14 protein-coding genes and 1 riboswitch are annotated in these 17,744 nt (G+C 71.4%); of the genes, 3 read left to right on the top strand and 11 right to left on the bottom strand.

The window, feature by feature from the left end; all coding sequences use genetic code 11:
* Window positions 1–58 precede the first annotated feature (58 nt).
* The 7 genes from TBR22_RS04160 to TBR22_RS04190 all read right to left on the bottom strand — a co-directional run bounded on the left by TBR22_RS04160 (window position 59) and on the right by TBR22_RS04190 (window position 9,138).
* Window positions 59–1,384, bottom strand: coding sequence for a cation:proton antiporter (locus tag TBR22_RS04160; RefSeq protein ID WP_239491695.1), 1,326 nt, complete (start codon window positions 1,382–1,384; stop codon window positions 59–61).
* Window positions 1,384–2,568, bottom strand: a complete 1,185-nt coding sequence (locus TBR22_RS04165) for a hypothetical protein (protein ID WP_239491696.1) — start codon at window positions 2,566–2,568, stop codon at window positions 1,384–1,386. The genes TBR22_RS04160 and TBR22_RS04165 overlap by 1 nt, the downstream gene beginning before the upstream one ends.
* Window positions 2,565–3,887 carry a PDZ domain-containing protein gene (locus tag TBR22_RS04170; protein WP_239491697.1) on the bottom strand — a complete coding sequence of 441 codons (1,323 nt, stop codon included), beginning with the start codon at window positions 3,885–3,887 and terminating at the stop codon, window positions 2,565–2,567. The genes TBR22_RS04165 and TBR22_RS04170 overlap by 4 nt, the downstream gene beginning before the upstream one ends.
* A 59-nt stretch (window positions 3,888–3,946) precedes the next feature.
* Window positions 3,947–4,792 carry an ABC transporter substrate-binding protein gene (locus tag TBR22_RS04175; protein WP_239491698.1) on the bottom strand — a complete coding sequence of 282 codons (846 nt, stop codon included), beginning with the start codon at window positions 4,790–4,792 and terminating at the stop codon, window positions 3,947–3,949.
* Between the two features lie 164 nt (window positions 4,793–4,956).
* Complete coding sequence (locus TBR22_RS04180; RefSeq protein WP_239491699.1) at window positions 4,957–6,117, bottom strand: iron ABC transporter permease; 1,161 nt, start codon at window positions 6,115–6,117, stop codon at window positions 4,957–4,959.
* Window positions 6,114–6,920, bottom strand: a complete 807-nt coding sequence (locus tag TBR22_RS04185; protein WP_239491700.1) for an ABC transporter ATP-binding protein — start codon at window positions 6,918–6,920, stop codon at window positions 6,114–6,116. Before TBR22_RS04185 ends, TBR22_RS04180 begins: the two co-directional genes overlap by 4 nt.
* Window positions 6,904–9,138, bottom strand: coding sequence for a TonB-dependent receptor domain-containing protein (locus tag TBR22_RS04190; protein ID WP_239491701.1), 2,235 nt, complete (start codon window positions 9,136–9,138; stop codon window positions 6,904–6,906). Before TBR22_RS04190 ends, TBR22_RS04185 begins: the two co-directional genes overlap by 17 nt.
* 54 nt (window positions 9,139–9,192) lie before the next feature.
* A riboswitch (cobalamin riboswitch) is annotated at window positions 9,193–9,408 on the bottom strand.
* Between the two features lie 249 nt (window positions 9,409–9,657).
* On the opposite strand from TBR22_RS04190, the gene TBR22_RS04195 reads away from it, so the two are divergent.
* Complete coding sequence (locus TBR22_RS04195) at window positions 9,658–10,161, top strand: secondary thiamine-phosphate synthase enzyme YjbQ (RefSeq protein WP_239491702.1); 504 nt, start codon at window positions 9,658–9,660, stop codon at window positions 10,159–10,161.
* 13 nt (window positions 10,162–10,174) lie between these two features.
* The gene (mqnE, locus tag TBR22_RS04200; RefSeq protein WP_239491703.1) at window positions 10,175–11,269 is read left to right on the top strand and encodes an aminofutalosine synthase MqnE; all 1,095 of its coding nucleotides are present in this window, start codon (window positions 10,175–10,177) and stop codon (window positions 11,267–11,269) included.
* Between the two features lie 145 nt (window positions 11,270–11,414).
* Here the strand turns inward: mqnE and TBR22_RS04205 are convergent, their stop codons facing one another.
* The 3 genes from TBR22_RS04205 to TBR22_RS26880 all read right to left on the bottom strand — a co-directional run bounded on the left by TBR22_RS04205 (window position 11,415) and on the right by TBR22_RS26880 (window position 16,031).
* Complete coding sequence (locus TBR22_RS04205) at window positions 11,415–12,140, bottom strand: hypothetical protein (protein WP_239491704.1); 726 nt, start codon at window positions 12,138–12,140, stop codon at window positions 11,415–11,417.
* Between the two features lie 117 nt (window positions 12,141–12,257).
* On the bottom strand, window positions 12,258–15,683 hold the full coding sequence (locus TBR22_RS04210) for a TonB-dependent receptor (RefSeq protein ID WP_239491705.1): 3,426 nt from the start codon (window positions 15,681–15,683) through the stop codon (window positions 12,258–12,260).
* A gap of 93 nt (window positions 15,684–15,776) precedes the next feature.
* Window positions 15,777–16,031 carry an SDR family NAD(P)-dependent oxidoreductase gene (locus tag TBR22_RS26880; RefSeq protein WP_370651482.1) on the bottom strand — a complete coding sequence of 85 codons (255 nt, stop codon included), beginning with the start codon at window positions 16,029–16,031 and terminating at the stop codon, window positions 15,777–15,779.
* Between TBR22_RS26880 and TBR22_RS04215 the strand changes: the two genes are divergently transcribed.
* A complete protein-coding gene (locus TBR22_RS04215) occupies window positions 15,915–17,093 on the top strand; it encodes a tetratricopeptide repeat protein (RefSeq protein ID WP_239491706.1) in 1,179 nt (392 codons plus the stop codon). The two genes, TBR22_RS26880 and TBR22_RS04215, sit on opposite strands and share 117 nt — an antisense overlap.
* A 172-nt stretch (window positions 17,094–17,265) precedes the next feature.
* Here TBR22_RS04215 and TBR22_RS04220 read toward each other — a convergent pair whose 3' ends face one another.
* Complete coding sequence (locus tag TBR22_RS04220) at window positions 17,266–17,643, bottom strand: hypothetical protein (protein ID WP_239491707.1); 378 nt, start codon at window positions 17,641–17,643, stop codon at window positions 17,266–17,268.
* Window positions 17,644–17,744 lie beyond the last annotated feature (101 nt).

The following is a 17,744-nucleotide window of genomic DNA, read 5'->3' on the forward strand; positions in this document are numbered from 1 at the left end:
ATTCGGCCTTCGGCCCTGGTGGTGCAGCGGCCGTTCCCGGCATCGCAGCATCGCGGCATCACTGTGCCGGCGCCGTCGTCCCATGCGTCGGCTCGGCCACGTCCATCTTTCCGACCTCGCCGGCCCGCGCCAGGGCATTGCGGAAGAGGATGGGGCCGATGGTCTCGTGCAGCGTGATCATCGAGACGATGAGGGCGTAGAGCCGGCCGCCCCAGTCGGGGAACTCCGCGTTGATCAGGATCGCCAGGCCGAGCGTCACGCCGGCCTGCGACACCAGTCCCATCCACGCCAGCGCCGGCGGTTGGCCCGTCAACCCGGCCACCTTGGCGCCGATCGTGGCGCTGCCGCGGATGAGCGCCATCCGCACCGCCGCGATCGCCACCGCCAGCAGGCCCACGGTCGCCAGCGCGCCCAGGTGGAGGTTGGCGCCGGCCGCCGCGAAGAACAGCACCAGCACCGGCAGCGCGCCGCGCTCCACGGCGAGGCGTAGCGCATCGCCTTCCGGCGGCGCGATGTTCTCGACGACCAGCCCAGCCCCGAGGGCGGCGAGCAGCGGCTCGAAGTGCAGCGCGCTTCCGACCTGGCTGAGCACGACCGCCACGCCCAGCAGCACCACGGTCACCTCGCGCCCGACATGCCGCAGGTAGAACGCGAAGCACGCGCCGACGATGCCCCCGAAGGCGAACGACCCGAAGATCTCCCACGCCAGGCCCGAGAGCAGTCCGTGGCCGGCCTGTCCGCTGCCGAGCGCGAAGCGCACGCTCTCCATCGACAGCGTGAACAGCAGGATCAGCATCAGGTCGGCGAGCACCACGAGGGCCAGGACCAACTCGGCCAGCGGCCCCCTGGCGCGGCTCTCGGTGATGACGGCGATGCTGACCGTCGGCGAGAAGCTCACCGTCACGGTGGCGACGAGGGCGGCCATCGCGATGCGCGGCAGACCCTCGACCTCGGGGGCAATCGGCAGCCATGGCCAGGCCACGAAGAACAACGCGCCGAGCGTCACCCACATCAACGCCAGCATCACGCCGCCCATCGTGAGCATGGCGCGCAACTGCGGCCGGAGGCGCACGATGTTGATCTCGAGGCCGGCGATGAAGGCGATCAGGGCGATGGCCAGGCCGTTGACGACCTGCATCTCGCGGGCCATCGCCGGCGACAGGATGGCGCCCGCGTACGGGCCACACACCACGCCGAAGCACAGGTAGCCGGAGATCCGCGGCAGCCGGAAGCGCTCGAACAGCTCGCCGGTGAGCGAGGCGGCAATCAGCGCGAAGCCGATCGCGAGCGCAGTGCCCGGACCGCCACTCTGCCCGGGCGCCGGCGCCCGGCCGGTGACCAGCGCCGTCGTGGCGACGATCAGCACCAGCGCCAGCAGGCGCATCAGGCCCGCGCCTCGTCGGAGGGGCGGAGCACGAGCGCGAGCGCCTCGGACGCGAGCGTCGCCATGACGACCGCCGTGAGGATGGCCGTCATGCCCGGAGTGCGGACGACCTGCAACAGGTGCAGCGCGAGCGCGATTCCGAGCAGGCCCGGCGCCACCAGGTGCAGCCCCAGTTCGCCGGCCGTCAGGCGGCCCTGCAGGCGGGTCGCCAGCCAGCCACCGGTCAGCTTGCCCGTCAGCCGGAACAGCACGAGCGGGGCGCTCAGCCAGACGGCCTCGCGCGAGTAGGCACAGGAGGCACCGGCCACCAGCAGCAGCACGACCAGCAGCGGGTGCTGCACGCGCTGCAGGTCCTCGCGCACCACCCGGTCGGCGTGCCCGGGCAGCCACACCCACAGCACGCCCGCCACCAACCCGGCCAGCAAGGGCGACAGCCCCAGGTACGACGACGTGCCGCCGATCAGCGCGAGGATGCCGGCGATGAAGACGTTGCGCTCGGCCCGCGAGTGGGCGCGCTCGAAGAGCATCCAGCCCGCCAGGCCCATGGCGCTGCCCAGCAACACCGTCCAGGCCGCCCAGGTGGCGATGTCGGCAGCGGGCGCGGCGAGGCTGCGGCCGATCGACGCGACCACGAGGCCGCTCACCACGATCGGCAGCACGTCGTCGAGATCGGCGATCTTCACGGCGAAGGCGTGCGTCGCCGAGACGTCGCTGGTGCTCGACGCGGAGGAGACCGACGCGCACAACCCGAGCGTGACGCCCACCAACCCGACGGGCAGCCCGAGCGGCATGCCCCATGCGCCGAGCAGGACGAGGAAGGCGGCCGCGACGATCAACAGCGTGATGCCTGCCTCGAGGCTCGCTGCGGCGAAGACGCGGCGGTCGCGCGGTCCTTCGAGCGCGAGCGCGAGGCCGGCGAACACGCCGAGTACGGCGAGCGCCACGGCGACGACGGCGTCGAGGTATCCGAGGGCGGTCGGGTTCAACACGTTGGAGAACGCCGGGCCGAGGGCGGCGCCGATCGGCACGAAGACGACAGCGGGCGCGACGGCGGGGGCCAGGCCCAGCGCGGCGCGCGTGCGCAGCGGCTGCAGCCACGACGGCCCGTCGGGCTGCACCGGCGGCAGGGCGGTGTCGAGGGCGTCGGCGCCCCCGACCTCGCGCCAGTCTTCCTGGCGGCTCATCGCGGCACGGCGACGAGCCGTGGACGGCCGTCGGCCTCGACGCTCAGCAGCAGGCTGCCGCCGGCGGGCAGGGCCTCGAAGGCCCGCACGATCGCGGCCGGTGTGGGCGCCCGCGTCGGACCCATCGCCACGACGATCGCGCCACTGCTCAGCAGGGCGGCCGCGCCTGCCGACCCTTCCTGAACTCGCACGATCTCGCTGCCGCGTCCCTCGATGGCGCGCAGCGTCAACCCGAGCGGCCGACTCGACGTGTCGGCCGCAGCGCGCACGGGCGACTGCGGGAGGGCCGGCCGTGCTCCGACGATGACCGGGACGGTCAGGATGGCGCCGTCTCGGCGCACCGTGAGCGACAGGGTCGTCCCCGGGGCGCTGCGGGCGACCCGCTGGGCCAGCGCGGCGCCGTTGCGCATGGGCTGGCCGTTCACCGCCGTCACGACGTCGCCGGGCACCAGTCGCCCGGCCGATGGCCCGTCGTCGCGGACGGTGACCACCGCGGCGCCTGCCTGCGCGCCGGTCGCGGCGCTGAGTCGGGTGTCGAGTGCCTGCGTGGTGATGCCGAGATCGCCGGGCGGCGTGGTGGTGCCCCGCAGGAGCGGGTCGACCATCGCCAGCAGCACGGACGCAGGCACCACGGCCGGTTCGTGGTTCACACGGGTCACCAGGCCCACCAGGCGCCCGTCGAGCGTGAACACCGGTGCCCCCTCGTCGTCGGCCGCGCCCCGCCCGACGCTGTAGAGCGGACCATCCCACCGGGGATCGCCGAGGCCATCGCTGCGGCCGACGAATACCGGGCGCAGCGACGTGCCGGCGTCGCTCGCCTCCGCTACGGCCACATAGCCAGGTGCCGTCAGAGGCTGGGAATCGCGGATCGTCAGCACCGGCGCCGGGCTGGACGGCACCCGCACCAGCGTCACACCCCGCACCGGATCGCGGCCGAGCACGGTCACGGGACCGGGCATGCCGAAGACGGCCTCGACGAGGGCGCGCTCGGGCAGCAGCGCCATGGCCACGTCGTCGCGGACGCGCAGCGCCGGCACGAGGCGCCAGCCGTCGTCGACGCCTGGCCGCGAGACACGCAGCGACGTCAGCGCGCCCTCGACCCGTCCCGTGAGCTCGCGCACCGCCAGCGACAGGTCGTCGAAGGCGGCGCGCGCGGCGAGGCGCGCCAGCGGCTGCGCCGACGTGCCGTCGCGCACCTCGCTCGACGTGTCGGGGAAGCGGAAGCGCGCCAGCACCAGCAGCACCACCAGCGACACGCCGATGGTCGCCGCGAGGAGGCGCGTTTCCCGCGAGAGGGCGGAGCCTCCTGGAGCACCCATGTCGCGGAGCGTATCACCCGTCGGAGGCCCTCGCCGAACCGCGCGCGGGCCGCCGGGTGCTACCGGAACGCCTCGGGGTGCAGGACCCGGGCCAGGGCCTCGGCAGCCTGTCCGAGCCGTGGACCCGGCACGACGAACTGATCGCCCTGCAGGACGTGGATGCGGTTGCCGCGGACGGCGGGGATCGAGGGCAGCACGGCCCACGGCGACGTCGCTTCCGGGGCCCGCGCCTCGGCGCGGAGCTCGACGATGACCTCGGGCGCACGGGCCAGGAGCAGTTCGCTCGAGGCCTGCACGTTCTCCCGGTCCACGTCGGCGAAGACGTTGTCGGCGCCGGCCACGTCGAGCAGTTCGTGCAGGAAGCCCTTGCCACCGCTGGCCCACACGTTGCGCACGGCGCCCGGCTCGCGTCCGAACACCAACACCGTACGCGGCCGAGGCGCGCCCTCGACGCGTTGACGGATGCCTACCAACTGCGCGCGCAGCACGCCGGCCGCGGCGCGCCCCTCCTCGGTGTGCCCGGTGCGCACGCCGATCGCCTCGAGCGTCTCGAGCGTCTCGCCGATGCCACCGTGCCGGTACTCGAAGATGGCGATGCCGGCGCGTTCGAGTTGCGCCCGCAGCGCCGACTGTGAGCCGTAGGTGACGACCAGGTCGGGCTTCAGGGCGAGGATCCGCTCGACGTCGGGATCGAGCAGCGCGCCGACGCGTGGGCGCGAGGCCACGTCGGCCGGGAACTTGTCGAAGCTGCTGACCCCGACGACCTGCGGCCCGGCCCCGACCGCGAACAGCATCTCGGTGACCGAGGGCACGAGCGAGACGACCCGTGGCCCCTTTACCTCCGTCGGCGCCGGCGCCTGCTCGCGCGGCGAACACGCGACCAACAGCGCGAGGGCGCAGGCCATCACGGCGATGACCGCCGACCGCCGCCTGCCGACTGCCGCGTCCCGCCCGCCGCAAGGCTGTTCCCGATCCGCGCCCCGCGTTCCGAGGTCCCCGATTCCCGACTCCCGATTCCCGACTCCCGACTCCCGACTCCCGATTCCCGACTCCCGACTCCCGATTCCCGTCATGGTTTCCTGATCAACAGCCACAGAAAGAACGGTGCGCCGATCACCGCGGTCACGACGCCGACGGGCAGTTCGACCGGGGCGATGACGATGCGGGCGACGGCGTCACAGGCGATGAGGAATGCGCCGCCGAACAGCGCCGACGCCGGCAGCACGACGCGGTGATCGGCGCCGACGAGCAGGCGCACCAGGTGCGGGACGATGATGCCGACAAAGCCGATGGGCCCGGCCAGCGACACGGCCACGCCGGTGGCGAGCGACGAGGCGAAGAACGCCAGCCGCTGGACGCCGAGCACCGGCACGCCGCGCGTCCCCGCCTGTTCCGCGCCCAGCGCGAGCGCGTTGAGGCTGCGGGGCAGCCAGGCGAACGCCACCAGGGCCGGCAGCAGCAGCACGGTGGCGATGCCGAGGGGCGCGTAGCCTGCCACGTCGAGGTCGCCCATCAGCCAACGCAGGGTCCGGACGGTCTCGGTGAAGTCCGAGAGGTACTGGACGAGCAGGATCAACGCCGAGAAGAAGGCGTTGAGCGTGACGCCGGCCAGCAGCAGCACGTCGGTGGAGAAGCCGCGGTGGCGGACCTGCGCCAGCGCGTAGACGATCAGCACCGCGCCCGCCGCGCCCGCCAGGCTGGCCAGCGGCACGGAGGTCAAGGCGTTGCCGGTCCAGGCGGGCAGGAACGTGATGGCCAGCATCGCGCCCAGCGCCGATCCCGACGACACACCCAGCGTGAACGGTGTCGCGAGCGGATTGCGCAGCAGGGCCTGCATCACGACGCCGGCCAGGGCGAGCGTTGCGCCCACCAGTCCGGCGGCCAGCACCCGCGGCAGTCGCGCGATGAAGAAGATCTGCGCCGCGGTGTTGTCGGCGAACGGGCGCGACCTGTCGAGCACCTCGGCAAGGTCGAGCGACGTGGAACCCACCAGCGGAGCCACGACGACGGCCGCCAGCAGCAGCGCCGCGAAGCTGGCGTGCGTGCGCCAGGCGCGGCGACGCAGCGCCGAGGCGGCCTGCGCGGCACGCCTCGGGTCCAGCGGATCCCAGGGCGCGACACCAGGCGCCGGCTCGCTGTCTTCGAGCCGTCGGCTCTCCCCCTGCAACCGTCCGCTCTCCGCCTGTAGCCGTCGGCCCTGGCCGACGGTCTGGCCGCGCCCCTCGCTCACCGCCGCGCCCCCACCAGCGAGACCGGCACCAGCGAGACGGTGCCGTCCGGGTGCGTCATGCGGTCGACCTGCACGCCGTACAACGCACGAAGGTGCTCCGGCGTCAGGGTGTCGACGGTGGGGCCGTCGGCAAGGACCCGCCCGTCCTGCAGCAGCACGACGCGGTCGCACACCTGCCAGGCGAACTGCAGGTCGTGCGTGGTGACCAGCAGCGTCAGGTGGCGAGCCTCGGCCAGGTGCCGCAACAGGTGCGCGACCTCGAACTGGTAGTGCAGGTCGAGCGCCGCGGTCGGCTCGTCGAGGATCAGCAGCCGGCCCTCGTCGTTGGTGTCTTCGTCGAACTGCGCGAGGGCGCTGGCAATCACCACGCGCTGCTTCTCGCCCCCGCTGAGCGTGTCGAAGTGCCGGCACTCGAGATCGGCGGTGCCGGTGGCCGCCAGCGCGCGGCGCACGGCCAGCAGGTCGCCGGCCGTCTCGAAGCCGAACGGGCCGAGGTGGGCGTAGCGCCCCATCAGGGCGAGGTCCAGCACGGTGTAGTCGAACACCGGGTGGATCTCCTGGGGCACCACGGCCAGCCGCCGTGCGAGCTGCCGCTTCGGGATGCTCGCCACCGGGACGTCGTCGAGGCGCACCTCACCGCTGGTCGGCGGCAGCGCGCCGGCCAGCAGGCGCAGCAGCGTCGTCTTGCCCGAGCCGTTGGGGCCCAGGATGCCGGTGATGCCGCCCCGCGGGACCTGCAGCGACACGCCCCGCAGGACCTCGGCGCGACCGAACCGGCACGTGAGGTCAGCGGCTCGCAGCAACCCGCACCCCGACCATCACGCTGCGACCCAGCGCCGGGAAGCCGAAGATCTCCTCGTAGTCGGTGTCGAGCAGGTTCAGGGCCCGCCCGAACACCTCCACGCGTTCGAGCACGCGCCACGACGCGCCGGCATCGACCGTCAGGTAGCCCGGGTTGGTGAAGATGCCCGCGTTGGCCCCGAACGACGGGTCGATGTCCTGCGTGTCGCCGCGGCTGTCGACTCGCACGAAGCCGCTGGTCCGACCGGCCGTCAGGATCACGTCGGCAAAGCCGGCCAGCTCGGGCCGACGCAGCAGCGGGTCGCCGACCGTGAAGGGCGAGGGCGCGACCGGGCGACCGTCGTTGGCGAGGATCTCGGTCCGTTGCCCGACCACTCCGCCGCGCACCGTCATGAAGGCGGTGGGGCGGAACGAGACGGTGCCCTCCACACCTTCGGCCAGCGCGTTGGAGATGTTGTCGCTGCGGTAGGACGTGGTGCCCGGCACGCGCGCCACCGTGACGATGAGGTCGTCGTACTCGTTGCGGAAGTAGACGGCATCGACGATCAGGCGCCCGCCGAACCAGCCGGTCTCGACGCCGCCATCGATACTGCGCGTGCGTTCCGGCTTCAGTCCCGGGTTGTCGGTGAACGCGATCTCGAAGGCGCCGGGCGCCCGCATGCCCGTGCCGAAGTTGCCGCGCAGGCGCAGCCAGGTCGTGTCGCCGCCGAGGAGGCGGTAGCTCACCGACAGGCGCGGGTTGACCACCGAGGTCGTGGACGCGGCGAAGGGCGGCCGCGGGCTGAACACCGAGCGGTTGCCCTCGAGGGCGTCGCGCACGACGCGCTCGTAGCGCAGGCCGCCCTGCAGGGCGAGTCGGCCGCGCTCGAATCGCCCCTCGCCGAACGCCCCGACCTGTGTCCGGTCGACGGGGATTTCCTGATTCTCGAGCCCGGTGAAGTACGCCGACTGCGCGCGCTCGCGCATGTACTCGCCGCCGGCCGTCCAGGCCACGCCCAGCCAGGCCAGATCGAAGGATCCCCGGCCGGAGTAGAGGCGGTTGCCGGATGCCGTCGGGGTGTCGGGCGTGTAGATGCTGAGGTAGGTGCTGTCGCGATCGGCCAGCGAGAAGGCGCCGCGGACCTGCGCCGCCGGGCGGAGCCGCCAGGTGGCCGACGCGCCAGCGGCCAGCGTCCGGTTGTCGTTGCGCGACACGCGATCGACGCCGGCGTACGTGTCGTTGGGGTCGCTGCCGTACGGCCCGGGCACCCCCCTGGTGTTGTCGCCGGCCCGCAGCAGGCCGCTGAGGAGCAGGCGGTCGCCCTGGTAGCCGAGGCTCACGGTGGCATCGGTGCGGGTGTAGTCGTCGTTGCTGACCACCTCGCCCGTGCCGGGGGCGGTGCCGGTGAACCCGTCGCTGGCCAGCCGCTCGACGCCGCCGCCCCAGCGGAACCGGCCGGTCGTGCCATTGGCCGTCCCGTTGGCGCGCCACGTGCCGAACGAGCCTGCCTCGAACAGCCCGCCGGCGCTGAAGGGGCCACCGCGCCGGGTCACCAGTTGCACCACGCCGCCGACCGCATCGGTGCCGTACAGCGCACTCTGGGGACCACGCACCACCTCGATACGGTCGAGGTCGAACAGCGGCAGGTGGGCGGCGTCGAAGCTGCCGCCCATGTCGTTGAGGCGGATGCCGTCCACCAGCACCAGCGTGAAGTCGCTCTCCCCGCCACGTGGGAACAGCGAGGTCACGGCGCCGCGGCCGCCGCTGCGCAGGACCGCGAGGCCAGGCACCGAGCGCAGCGCGTCGACGCTGCTCTCCAGCTGCCGGGCCCGCAATTCCGTCTGATCGAGGACGGTCAGGCTTGCCCCGGTCCCCGAGCGGGTCACAGGGGCCAGGCCGGCGGTCACCACCACCGACTCGGCCAGGGCGGCCACGTCGACCCGGATGTCGAGGGTCGCGGCCGCTCCAGTCAGCTGGACGCGCTGGCTGGGCCCGGAGAAGCCCTCGGCCACCACCCGGAGCACGTAGTCGCCGTCTGGCGCGTCGAGCAGGTACGCGCCGGTGCGGTCGGTGCGCGTCGAGGCCACGGGTCCGGTGGGACTCTCGAGGACGACGCGGGCGTCTGAAACGGGGTGGCCGTCGCCGCTGGTCACCGTGCCGGTCAGCCGGGCCGCAGACGCGGGGGCCGAAAGCAGGGCCAGCAGCAACCCGGCCAGGGGCAGGGCGTGCGAGCGAATCATGGTGACCTCCCGGCGTTTCCACGCGCCGACGTCGATGCGCCTGATTGCGCGGCGACGGAGGACGTACCCGACGGAAGGTTTCCTGACTTGGCGGGATTGCGAGCGGTTCGAGCGCCTTCCCGCAGCAGAACTGCTGCTGCAGTGGCGGGCCGGACCTGATGGCCTGGCCTCGAGCGAACCGGCTCACCGCGTCACAGTGGCGGGACCGTGTGGGGCTTGCACCCAGCTTCCCTTCGACAACGTCGGTTGTCGGGCGTGAGAATAGCACGCGGTGGTTGCCATTCTTCCGCCGCATTCGGATGGTGTGCTTGAAGGACCCTGGCCCGAGCGGGCGCACCGCGGCCCGCTCAGGTGCGTCATAACGAACAGCGCCGCGGGAGTGGCGACGGGGAGCGGGGCGGACGGCCGCCCGCGAACCCATCAGTTGCGGCCGGTTGGTCGTTTCGCATAACATTCCCGTTTCGTGCGTCCGGCTGCCACTGTGGCGGGCCGGACCCTACAGCCGTCAACGAGGACCGAATGAGCAAGAGTTCCACGGTGACCGTCCGCGAGACGCCAGTCGCGGAGGTGACGACCGTTTCCGCCGGGGGGTTGAAGATTCACGGCGAGACCTTCGTCATCGAAACCGACGAGCGCATCGACGTGGTCGACCTGACCGAGCGGATCATGGAGCTCGTGCGGGGGCTGAACGTCCGCGAAGGCATCGTCAGCCTGTGGTCCCTCCACACCACCTGCACGGTGTTCATCAACGAGTTCCAGACGGCGCTCCTCTCGGACATCCGCCGGTTCCTCGAGAAGATGGTCGCCCGTGACGACGCCTGGACCCACAACGATCCGGACCACAGCGACTGCGACCGCATGAACGCGGACAGCCACCTGCGCGCCCTGCTCCTCGGGCACAGCCTGACGCTGCAGATCAGCGGCGGCGACGTCGTGCTCGGCCAGTGGCAGCGCATCCTGATGGGCGAGCTCGACGGCCCGCGTTCGCGCACCCTGCGCGTGCAGGTCTGGGGCATCGCCTAGACCGGACAGGCCCATGCGCACCCGCCTGCGTGCAGCCGGGTTGCTCGACATCGCAGACAAGCTCGAGGCCCGGCAGCGACTGACTGCCGAGGACGGGCTGTGCCTGTTCGAGCACCCCGACCTCCGACTCGTCGGCTGGCTCGCCAACCGCGAGCGCGAGCGTCGTCACGGCGACCGGACGTACTACAACTACAACCTCCGCCTCGAGGTCACCAACGTCTGCCAGGCGTCGTGCCTGTTCTGCTCGTTCGCGCGCCTCGAGGAAGGCAAGCCGGGCGCCTACACCATGTCGCTCGAGCAGGCCTGGGACAAGGTCCGCTCGCGCGAGGGCCAGGCCCTCACCGAGGTCCACATCGTCAACGGCCTGCACCCGCACCTGCCGTTCTCCTACTACACGGACCTGCTCGCCGGCTTCAAGCGCCTCCGGCCCGACATCACGCTGAAGGCGTTCACTGCCGTGGAGATCGCGTTCTTCGCCGACCTCTACGGGATGACCGACGAGCAGGTGCTGCGCGAGCTGATGGCGGTGGGCCTCGAGTCCATCCCCGGCGGTGGGGCAGAGATCTTCGCCGAGCGCGTGCGCCGCAAGATCGCCCACGACAAGGCCGACGCCGATCGCTACCTCTCGATCCACGCCACGGCGCATCGCCTCGGCATGAAGACGAACGTGACGATGCTGTTCGGGCACATCGAGCGGCTCGACGAGCGCGTCGACCACCTGCTGCGCGTGCGCGCCCAGCAGGACGCGAGCGGCGGCTTCCAGGCCTTCATCCCGCTGACGTTCCACCCGGACAACAACCAGATGCGCAAGCTGCCGCCGCCGACCGCGGCCGACACGCTGCGCACCATCGCGGTCTCGCGCCTGCTGCTCGACAACGTCGATCACGTGAAGGCGTTCTGGATTGCGACGGGCGTGTCGGTGGCGCAGGCCGCGCTCTGGTTCGGCGCCGACGACCTCGACGGCACCGTGCAGGAAGAGCGCATCTACCACATGGCGGGGTCGGATACGCCCGACATCCTCACCACCGCGCAACTGCGCCGCCTCGTGGAGGCCGCCGGCCGGACGCCACTCGAGCGCGACACCCTGTACAACCTGGTTGGCGTTTAACGTTTAACGTTTGACGTTTGACGTTTGACGTCGAACGCCGAACGCCGAACGCCGAACGCTCCGGACGCCGGACGCTCCGGACGTAGGCGTCGACCTTGGTCGACGCTCAGGGACACGTCAGGGAACGGCGCGACCGGCAGGCGAGTCAGGCGGGCGGGGCGCCCCCGGAGGGCGCGTCGCGCCGCAGCGTCAGCGCCCGCCACACCAGCAGGTGCCCTCCCAAGGCCGCGGGCACCATGACGGTCGGCAGCCACACGAACGGGGTGCCGGTGACCCACGTGTTGAGGCGTTCCTGGCCGAACCACCCGAACGTCGGCGTCGACACCACCGCGGTGCCGACGATGTTGGCCAGCAGGAGGAACCCCAGGAGGTTCCAGGCGGCGACCAGTCGGCGTCCGCCCCTCCCTGCCAGCAGCAACCCCGCCACCAGCAGCGCAGTGGCTCCGCTCACGATGTCGAAGTTGCGGCCGCTGTACGACATCTGCGGCGGCATGACGCCGCGCTCGGCCATGGCGTGCATGGCGAGTTCGAGTGGCAGGCGGAAGCCCTGGACGCCGACGAGGAGCCACAAGGGCAACTGCGCCAGGCGGCGGCCGGTTCGCCCCAGAGCGAGGACCACCGTAGCCGCGAGTCCGGTGAGTGCCACGAGCATGAACGGCGGCGGCATCGTCCAGCGCGCGAGAACGCCACGCGATGCCAGTATCCACGTGGCCCCCATCCACGCCACGGCGAGCGCCGCAGTCAACAGCGTGGCTCGTTTGGCCTCGTGGGGCGACGCCGCAGCGCGGCGGCTCGCCAGCCACGTGCTTGTAACGAGGGCAGCGACCAGTCCCACCGGCAGGACGACGAAGGTTGCGACTGCGACGTCCATGCCGGCCTACCCGAGCCCGCTCCGCTGAAGCATGGCGGCATGATACGTCGTCGCAATGCGTCCCTCACGACGCCGTCAGCCTTCTCTCTTCACTCTTCAGCCGTCAGCCGCCGGTCGTCAGAACCGGAAACGCAGTCCCAGCCTGATCACCCGACCCGCCGAGAAGCCTTCGGCATTGCCCACGGTGTCGGCGCCGAGCACCGCCGTCGTTCCGTTGTCCTCGAGGCCGTTCAGCAGGTAGTCGGTCAGGTCCACGAACCCGCCCGTCCCGAGGCCCGGCACGAAGAACTGCGGGTGGTTGAAGGCGTTGTCCAGCATCGCCGTGAACTCGACCTGCATGCCCGACGACCGGAACACGTCCTTGTAGAGCGCGAAGTTCGCGATCCAGGTGCCCGGGCCGCGCAGGCTGCCCTTCTTCGCGTTGCCGAGTGAGCCCGGTGCGGGGAGGCGATAGGCGGTCACGTCGAAGAACCGCTCGCGGCTGCCCCCGACGTTCGGGTTGCCGACGACGTCCGGGCGCCACGACTCGCCGAACTGGCCGACGCCGTCGAGGCCCACGCCGGTGTTTGCCGGATAGATCGGGTCGGTCCCCCAGACGAAGAACGGGGTGAGGTTCGGGCCCGAGCGCGCCTGCATGATCGACGACACCGTCCAGCCGCCCACCACCGCGTCCAGCCACGCGGGCATCGACGATCCGAACCGCCGCTCGTGCCCCACCGGGATGTCCCACGTGCTGTTGAGCACGAAGCGGTGGCGGACCACGTTCGGGTCGGGCCCGCGGTCCTTCTCGATGTCGTACGGGTCGTACTGGATGACGCCGATGGTGCTGTTGCCGCTGTCGGGCGCGTTGCTGTCGGACCCGGCCAGGGTGTAGGCGGCATTGAGCGCGAAGCCACGGCGCCAGCGCCGGTTCACCTCGACCTGCAGCGCGTTGAACTGGCCCTCGCCGGCATTGGTGGTCATGTTGAGGAACGTGCCGTAGAGCGGATAGGGCAGCCGGGCCTGCGCGACGGGGTCCTCGTAGATGTCGCCGAGGGGCACCGGACTGGCCTGCACGCTGTTGGCCTCACGCGTCACCAGGAGCTTGCGCATGGTCGATCCGAGATAGCTCACGCGCAGGCCGAGATCGCCGGGCAGCTCGCGCTCGAGGGTCAGGTTGTACTGGTAGATGTCCGGGCTCTCCAGGTTGATGTCCAGGCCCTGGTTGCCGAACCCCTGCGACGTGCTGACGGTGCCGGTGGTGAAGCCGTGCTGCAGCGTGGCGCGGTTGCGGGTGATCGAGTAGCGGAACGGGTTGCGCGACATGATGTCGCGCGCGCCCTGCGCTGCGCCGGTCGGGTAGAAGATGCCGAAGCCGCCGCGGACCACCGTCCTGGCATCACGGCCGATGCGGTAGGCGAAGCCGACCCGTGGGCTGACGTTGTTGCGATCCGTGTTGACCAGGCCGGAGCCGACGCCCACCGAGTCGGCCAGGAGCGTGCGCCCGAGCGCCTGAGCGCCGGGCGGCAGCAGCGCTGCGACCGCGGCGTTCGGCACCACGTGGTGCCCGCCGTCGTCGAGCACGAAGTTGGCGAAGATGTCGTTGCGGTCGACGAACACGCCGACCACCTCGTAGCGCAGCCCGAGGAAGAGCGTGAGCTGCGGGGTCAGCTTCCAGTCGTCCTGCACGAACAGCGCCCAGTCGTTCGAGACGGTGTCCATCGGCTTGTCGCCGCGCGTGTTGCGCTGCTCGCGGACCGTGTTGGGGAGCCCGAGCAGGAAGTCGGCGAACGCGTTGCCGGTCGCCCATCCCGAGAAGTTGTACTGGCCCTTCGACTCGTTGGCGCCCGTGGAATAGCCGTCGGTGGCGAAGTTGCGCGCGTAGTTGCCGCCGAACCGGAGGGAGTGCCGTCCGGTGAGCCACGTGGTCGCGTTGCTGATCGAGAAGGCGGCCTGCTCGACGTCGCGGAACGTGTTCTGTCGCTGGTCCCGGATGTCGGAGGGCCGGTTGGCGCCAGCGAAGATGAACTGCGGGAAGCCGGGGACGGCCTGCGCCAGCGTCGGCACCTCGATGCCGAGCGACGCGCCGACCTCGCCCGCGACGTAGCGGCTGCGCCGGTTGCGGATGTCGCCGCTGTAGCCGGTGCGGAACTCGTTGACGATGCTGCTCGAGAACGTGCGGGTCCAACCGGTGGCCACGGTGATCGCCCGGGACTGCCTGTCCAGGGTGCCGAGGTTGGTCAGGCCGCCGCCGCCGTTGCCGCCGGTGCTCTCGAACGTGAAGGCGTCGGGGTCGCGCCGCTGCCAGCTGAAACGACCAAAGAGCGAGTCGTTGCTGGTGAGCTCGTGGTCGAGCCGGAAATCCGCGCGATCGCGCGTCCGTTCGAGGGGCACGATCTGCCTGTAGGTGCCATAGCCGTTGCCCAGGGTCGACTGGTTGGGCGCCGGGTAGAACGTGCGCATGATCTGCAGCGCCGCTGGATCGAGGCGGTCGGCCGGGATGCGGTTGCCCAGGAACGGCAGCCCGGTCTGCGGGTCGCGGATGACGAAGCTGGTGCCGGAGAAGTCGCCGCCGCGCATCGCGTCGGTCGGCACGATGGCCTGCGCGCCGCCGCCCAGCGCCTTCAGGCGCCCACCCTCGTAGTTGCCGAAGAAGAACGTGCGGTTGCCGATGATCGGCCCGCCCAGGCTCGCGCCGAAGCGGTGATCGTGCGTGTCGGCGTTCGGGTTGTCGCGCGAGACGCCGTTGAGCGCCTGCGCGTAAGTCCGCGCGTTGAGTTCGTTGCTGTTGAAGTCGTAGAACGAGGTGCCGTGGAACTGGTTCGAGCCCCGCTTGGTGGACACCACCACGCCGGCCAGGCCGCCGAACTCGGCGCTGTACGAGTTGGACAGGACCTGCACCTCGGCCACCGCGTCGAGCCCGGGCGCAGCGTTGGACAGCTCACCGAAGATGCCCGCCGACGAGGGTTGCCCGTCCTGCACGTACGAGGCGCCGTAGGTCCGCCCCCCCAGGAACTGGATCGCGTCGAACCCGCCCACGACGTTGGGGTTCAAGGTGAGGAAGTCCTGGATGTCACGGCTGTTGCGCGGCAGGTCGCGCAGTTGCTGCGCGTCGAGGCCGCGCGCGATCGACGGGCTCTCGACGGTGATGTTCTGCCCCTCGGCCACGACCGTGACGACGTCCTGCAGGTCGCCGACCTCCAGTTGCATGTCGGCGCGCGCCACTGACGCGGCACGCAGCACGATGCCGGTGCGCCTGGCGGCCTTGAAGCCCGACAGGCTCGCCTCGACGGTGTAGGAGCCCGAGCGGAGGTTCGGCACCTCGAACAGGCCCTCGGCCGTGCTGACCACCTCGCGCCTCACGCCCGTCGCCTCGTCGGTGACGGTCACGGTCGCGCCAGGCACGACGCTGCCCTGCGCGTCGGTGACCGACCCGCGGATGGTGCCCAGCGTGGATTGCGCGAGCACACCCGACGACCACGCGACACAGGCGAGCACGGCCAGCACGACGAGCCAGATCGGCCGTCGCCGCGGCCGGGCGACAGGCAGGGACAGTGGGGCCATCACCGGTCTCCTCGGGAGGAACCGCTGCGCACTCCGCAACCCGCCACTCACGGACTACTGCTGAGTAAGCGGATACTTACCGTGAGGCGCATCCTATGCCCGATGAAGGCCATATGCAACTCCGCACGTCATCGGCCGCTCACGGCTGAGCGGAATGCGGTGACGAACTGCCAGGGAGAACAATCCCGCGCTCTCGTCGACCACGGCCTTGCCGCGTTCCGTGTTGCGACCGTGGACGATGACGTGGGCGCCCTGCGCGGCCAGGCGACGGGCGACCTCGTGACCGAGGCGGTCGGTCGACCCCGTGACGAGCACGATCCGGTGGTCGGGGCGTGGTGGTGCGGGCACTTGCGCCCGGGCAACTGTCGAAGCGGCGAGGACACACGCGGCAGCGGCCAGGACCATCGGTGTGGAGCGCATCCGCGAATCCACGTCACCACCCACTTCGCGCAGGCACGGGTGCGCCCGTCGTACCATCCGCGCATGCACGTCGCCACGCTGGTCACGGTCGTCGTCGGTGCCCTCCTGCTGATGCAGCCCGGGGCCACCCCCGGTCCGGCACGCCCGTCCGCGGTACGGTCGTTGCGCGGGCAGTCGCTTCACCCGCCCGATCCGCTGCCCAATCGCGCCGCGCTCGAGCGGGACCTCCAGCAAGCGCAGTCGGTGGCCAACACGAGCACGCCCGAGGCGATCATCTGGATCGGCCGTCGGCAGGCGTACCTGTGGCGCTACGAGGACGCCATCGCCACCTTCACCCGTGGCGCGCGCCTCCATCCCGACGACGCGCGGATCTACCGCCATCGGGGTCATCGCTACATCACGACACGCCAGTTCGCGCTTGCCCAGGAGGACCTCGAGCGAGCCGCCGCGCTGATCGCGGGGCGCCCCGACGAGGTCGAGCCGGATGGCGCCCCCAACGCCGCAGGGGTGCCGCGCAGCACCCTGCACTTCAACGTCTGGTACCACCTCGCGCTCGCCTACTACCTGCAGGCGCAGTACGAGCGGGCGGCCGACGCGTGGGCCCAGTGCCTGCGCGTGTCGAGGAACGACGACTCGGTGGTCGCCGCGAGCGACTGGCTGTGGATCTCCCTGATGCGGTTGGGCCGGCGCGGTGAAGCCGCGCAGGTGCTCGAGCGCATCACGCCGACCATGGAGATCCTCGAGAACGGCGCGTACCACCGCCGCCTGCTGATGTACGCGGGCCGCGAGCGTCCCGAGGCGCTGCTCGACGCCTCGACCGCCGACGCCACCACGCTGGCGACGCAGGGCTACGGTGTCGGCAACTACTACCTGGTCACGGGCGACACGCAGCGGGCCGTAGCGGTGTTCGAGCGGGTGGTGGCGGGCACGGGGTGGAACGCCTTCGGCTACATCGCCGCCGAGGCCGACCTGGTGCGCATGGGGCGGTGAACCACTCGAAGAGGGGCGCCCCGCTCCACGCGGATGACGTGCCCGGCCGAGCCGCTCCATCCAGTCGACGCGGTCGAGACCCGCATCGAAGCTGAGGATGCGGGCCGAAGGGCGACAGCCGAACCCGCCGCGGCGCTGACGGGCGCACGTCGGCCCATGCGGCCCGGCAACCCTACGGCAGCCTGGTGGCGAGCGCGTTGGTGCCCGCGGCCCAGCGCTGCCCCGCGGCATCCCAGTACATCGCGCGCTCGACGACCTGGGCCGGCGTGTCCCCCAGGCTTTCGATGATGGCGCCGAACCGCCGGTCCGCCGCGTCAGGGAACGCCGCGCGGACATCGACATTGAACTGGCTGTGACCGGCGACGGTGAACGTCTGCGCGGCGCTGCCGCGCACGAGCGCCGAGGCGCCCCTGATGCGCCTGGCCTGCACGCCTGTTCCGCTGCGGTCGAACTGTCCAAAGGGATAGATACGACCAAAGCACTGCAGATTGGGCCGTTGCGGCCACGCTAACCTCTGGCTCGCATATGTGACGGCCGGCTCACGGCTCATGGCTCGAGGCTAGAGATCGCTCCGGAACCGTCCTGAGTCCTGAGTCCCGAGCCGGTCGCCCACGACGTGCGCAACTCACGTGAGTCGTGGGCTCGAGCTCA

It is taken from the genome of Luteitalea sp. TBR-22 (assembly GCF_016865485.1).
GTDB lineage: Bacteria > Acidobacteriota > Vicinamibacteria > Vicinamibacterales > Vicinamibacteraceae > Luteitalea.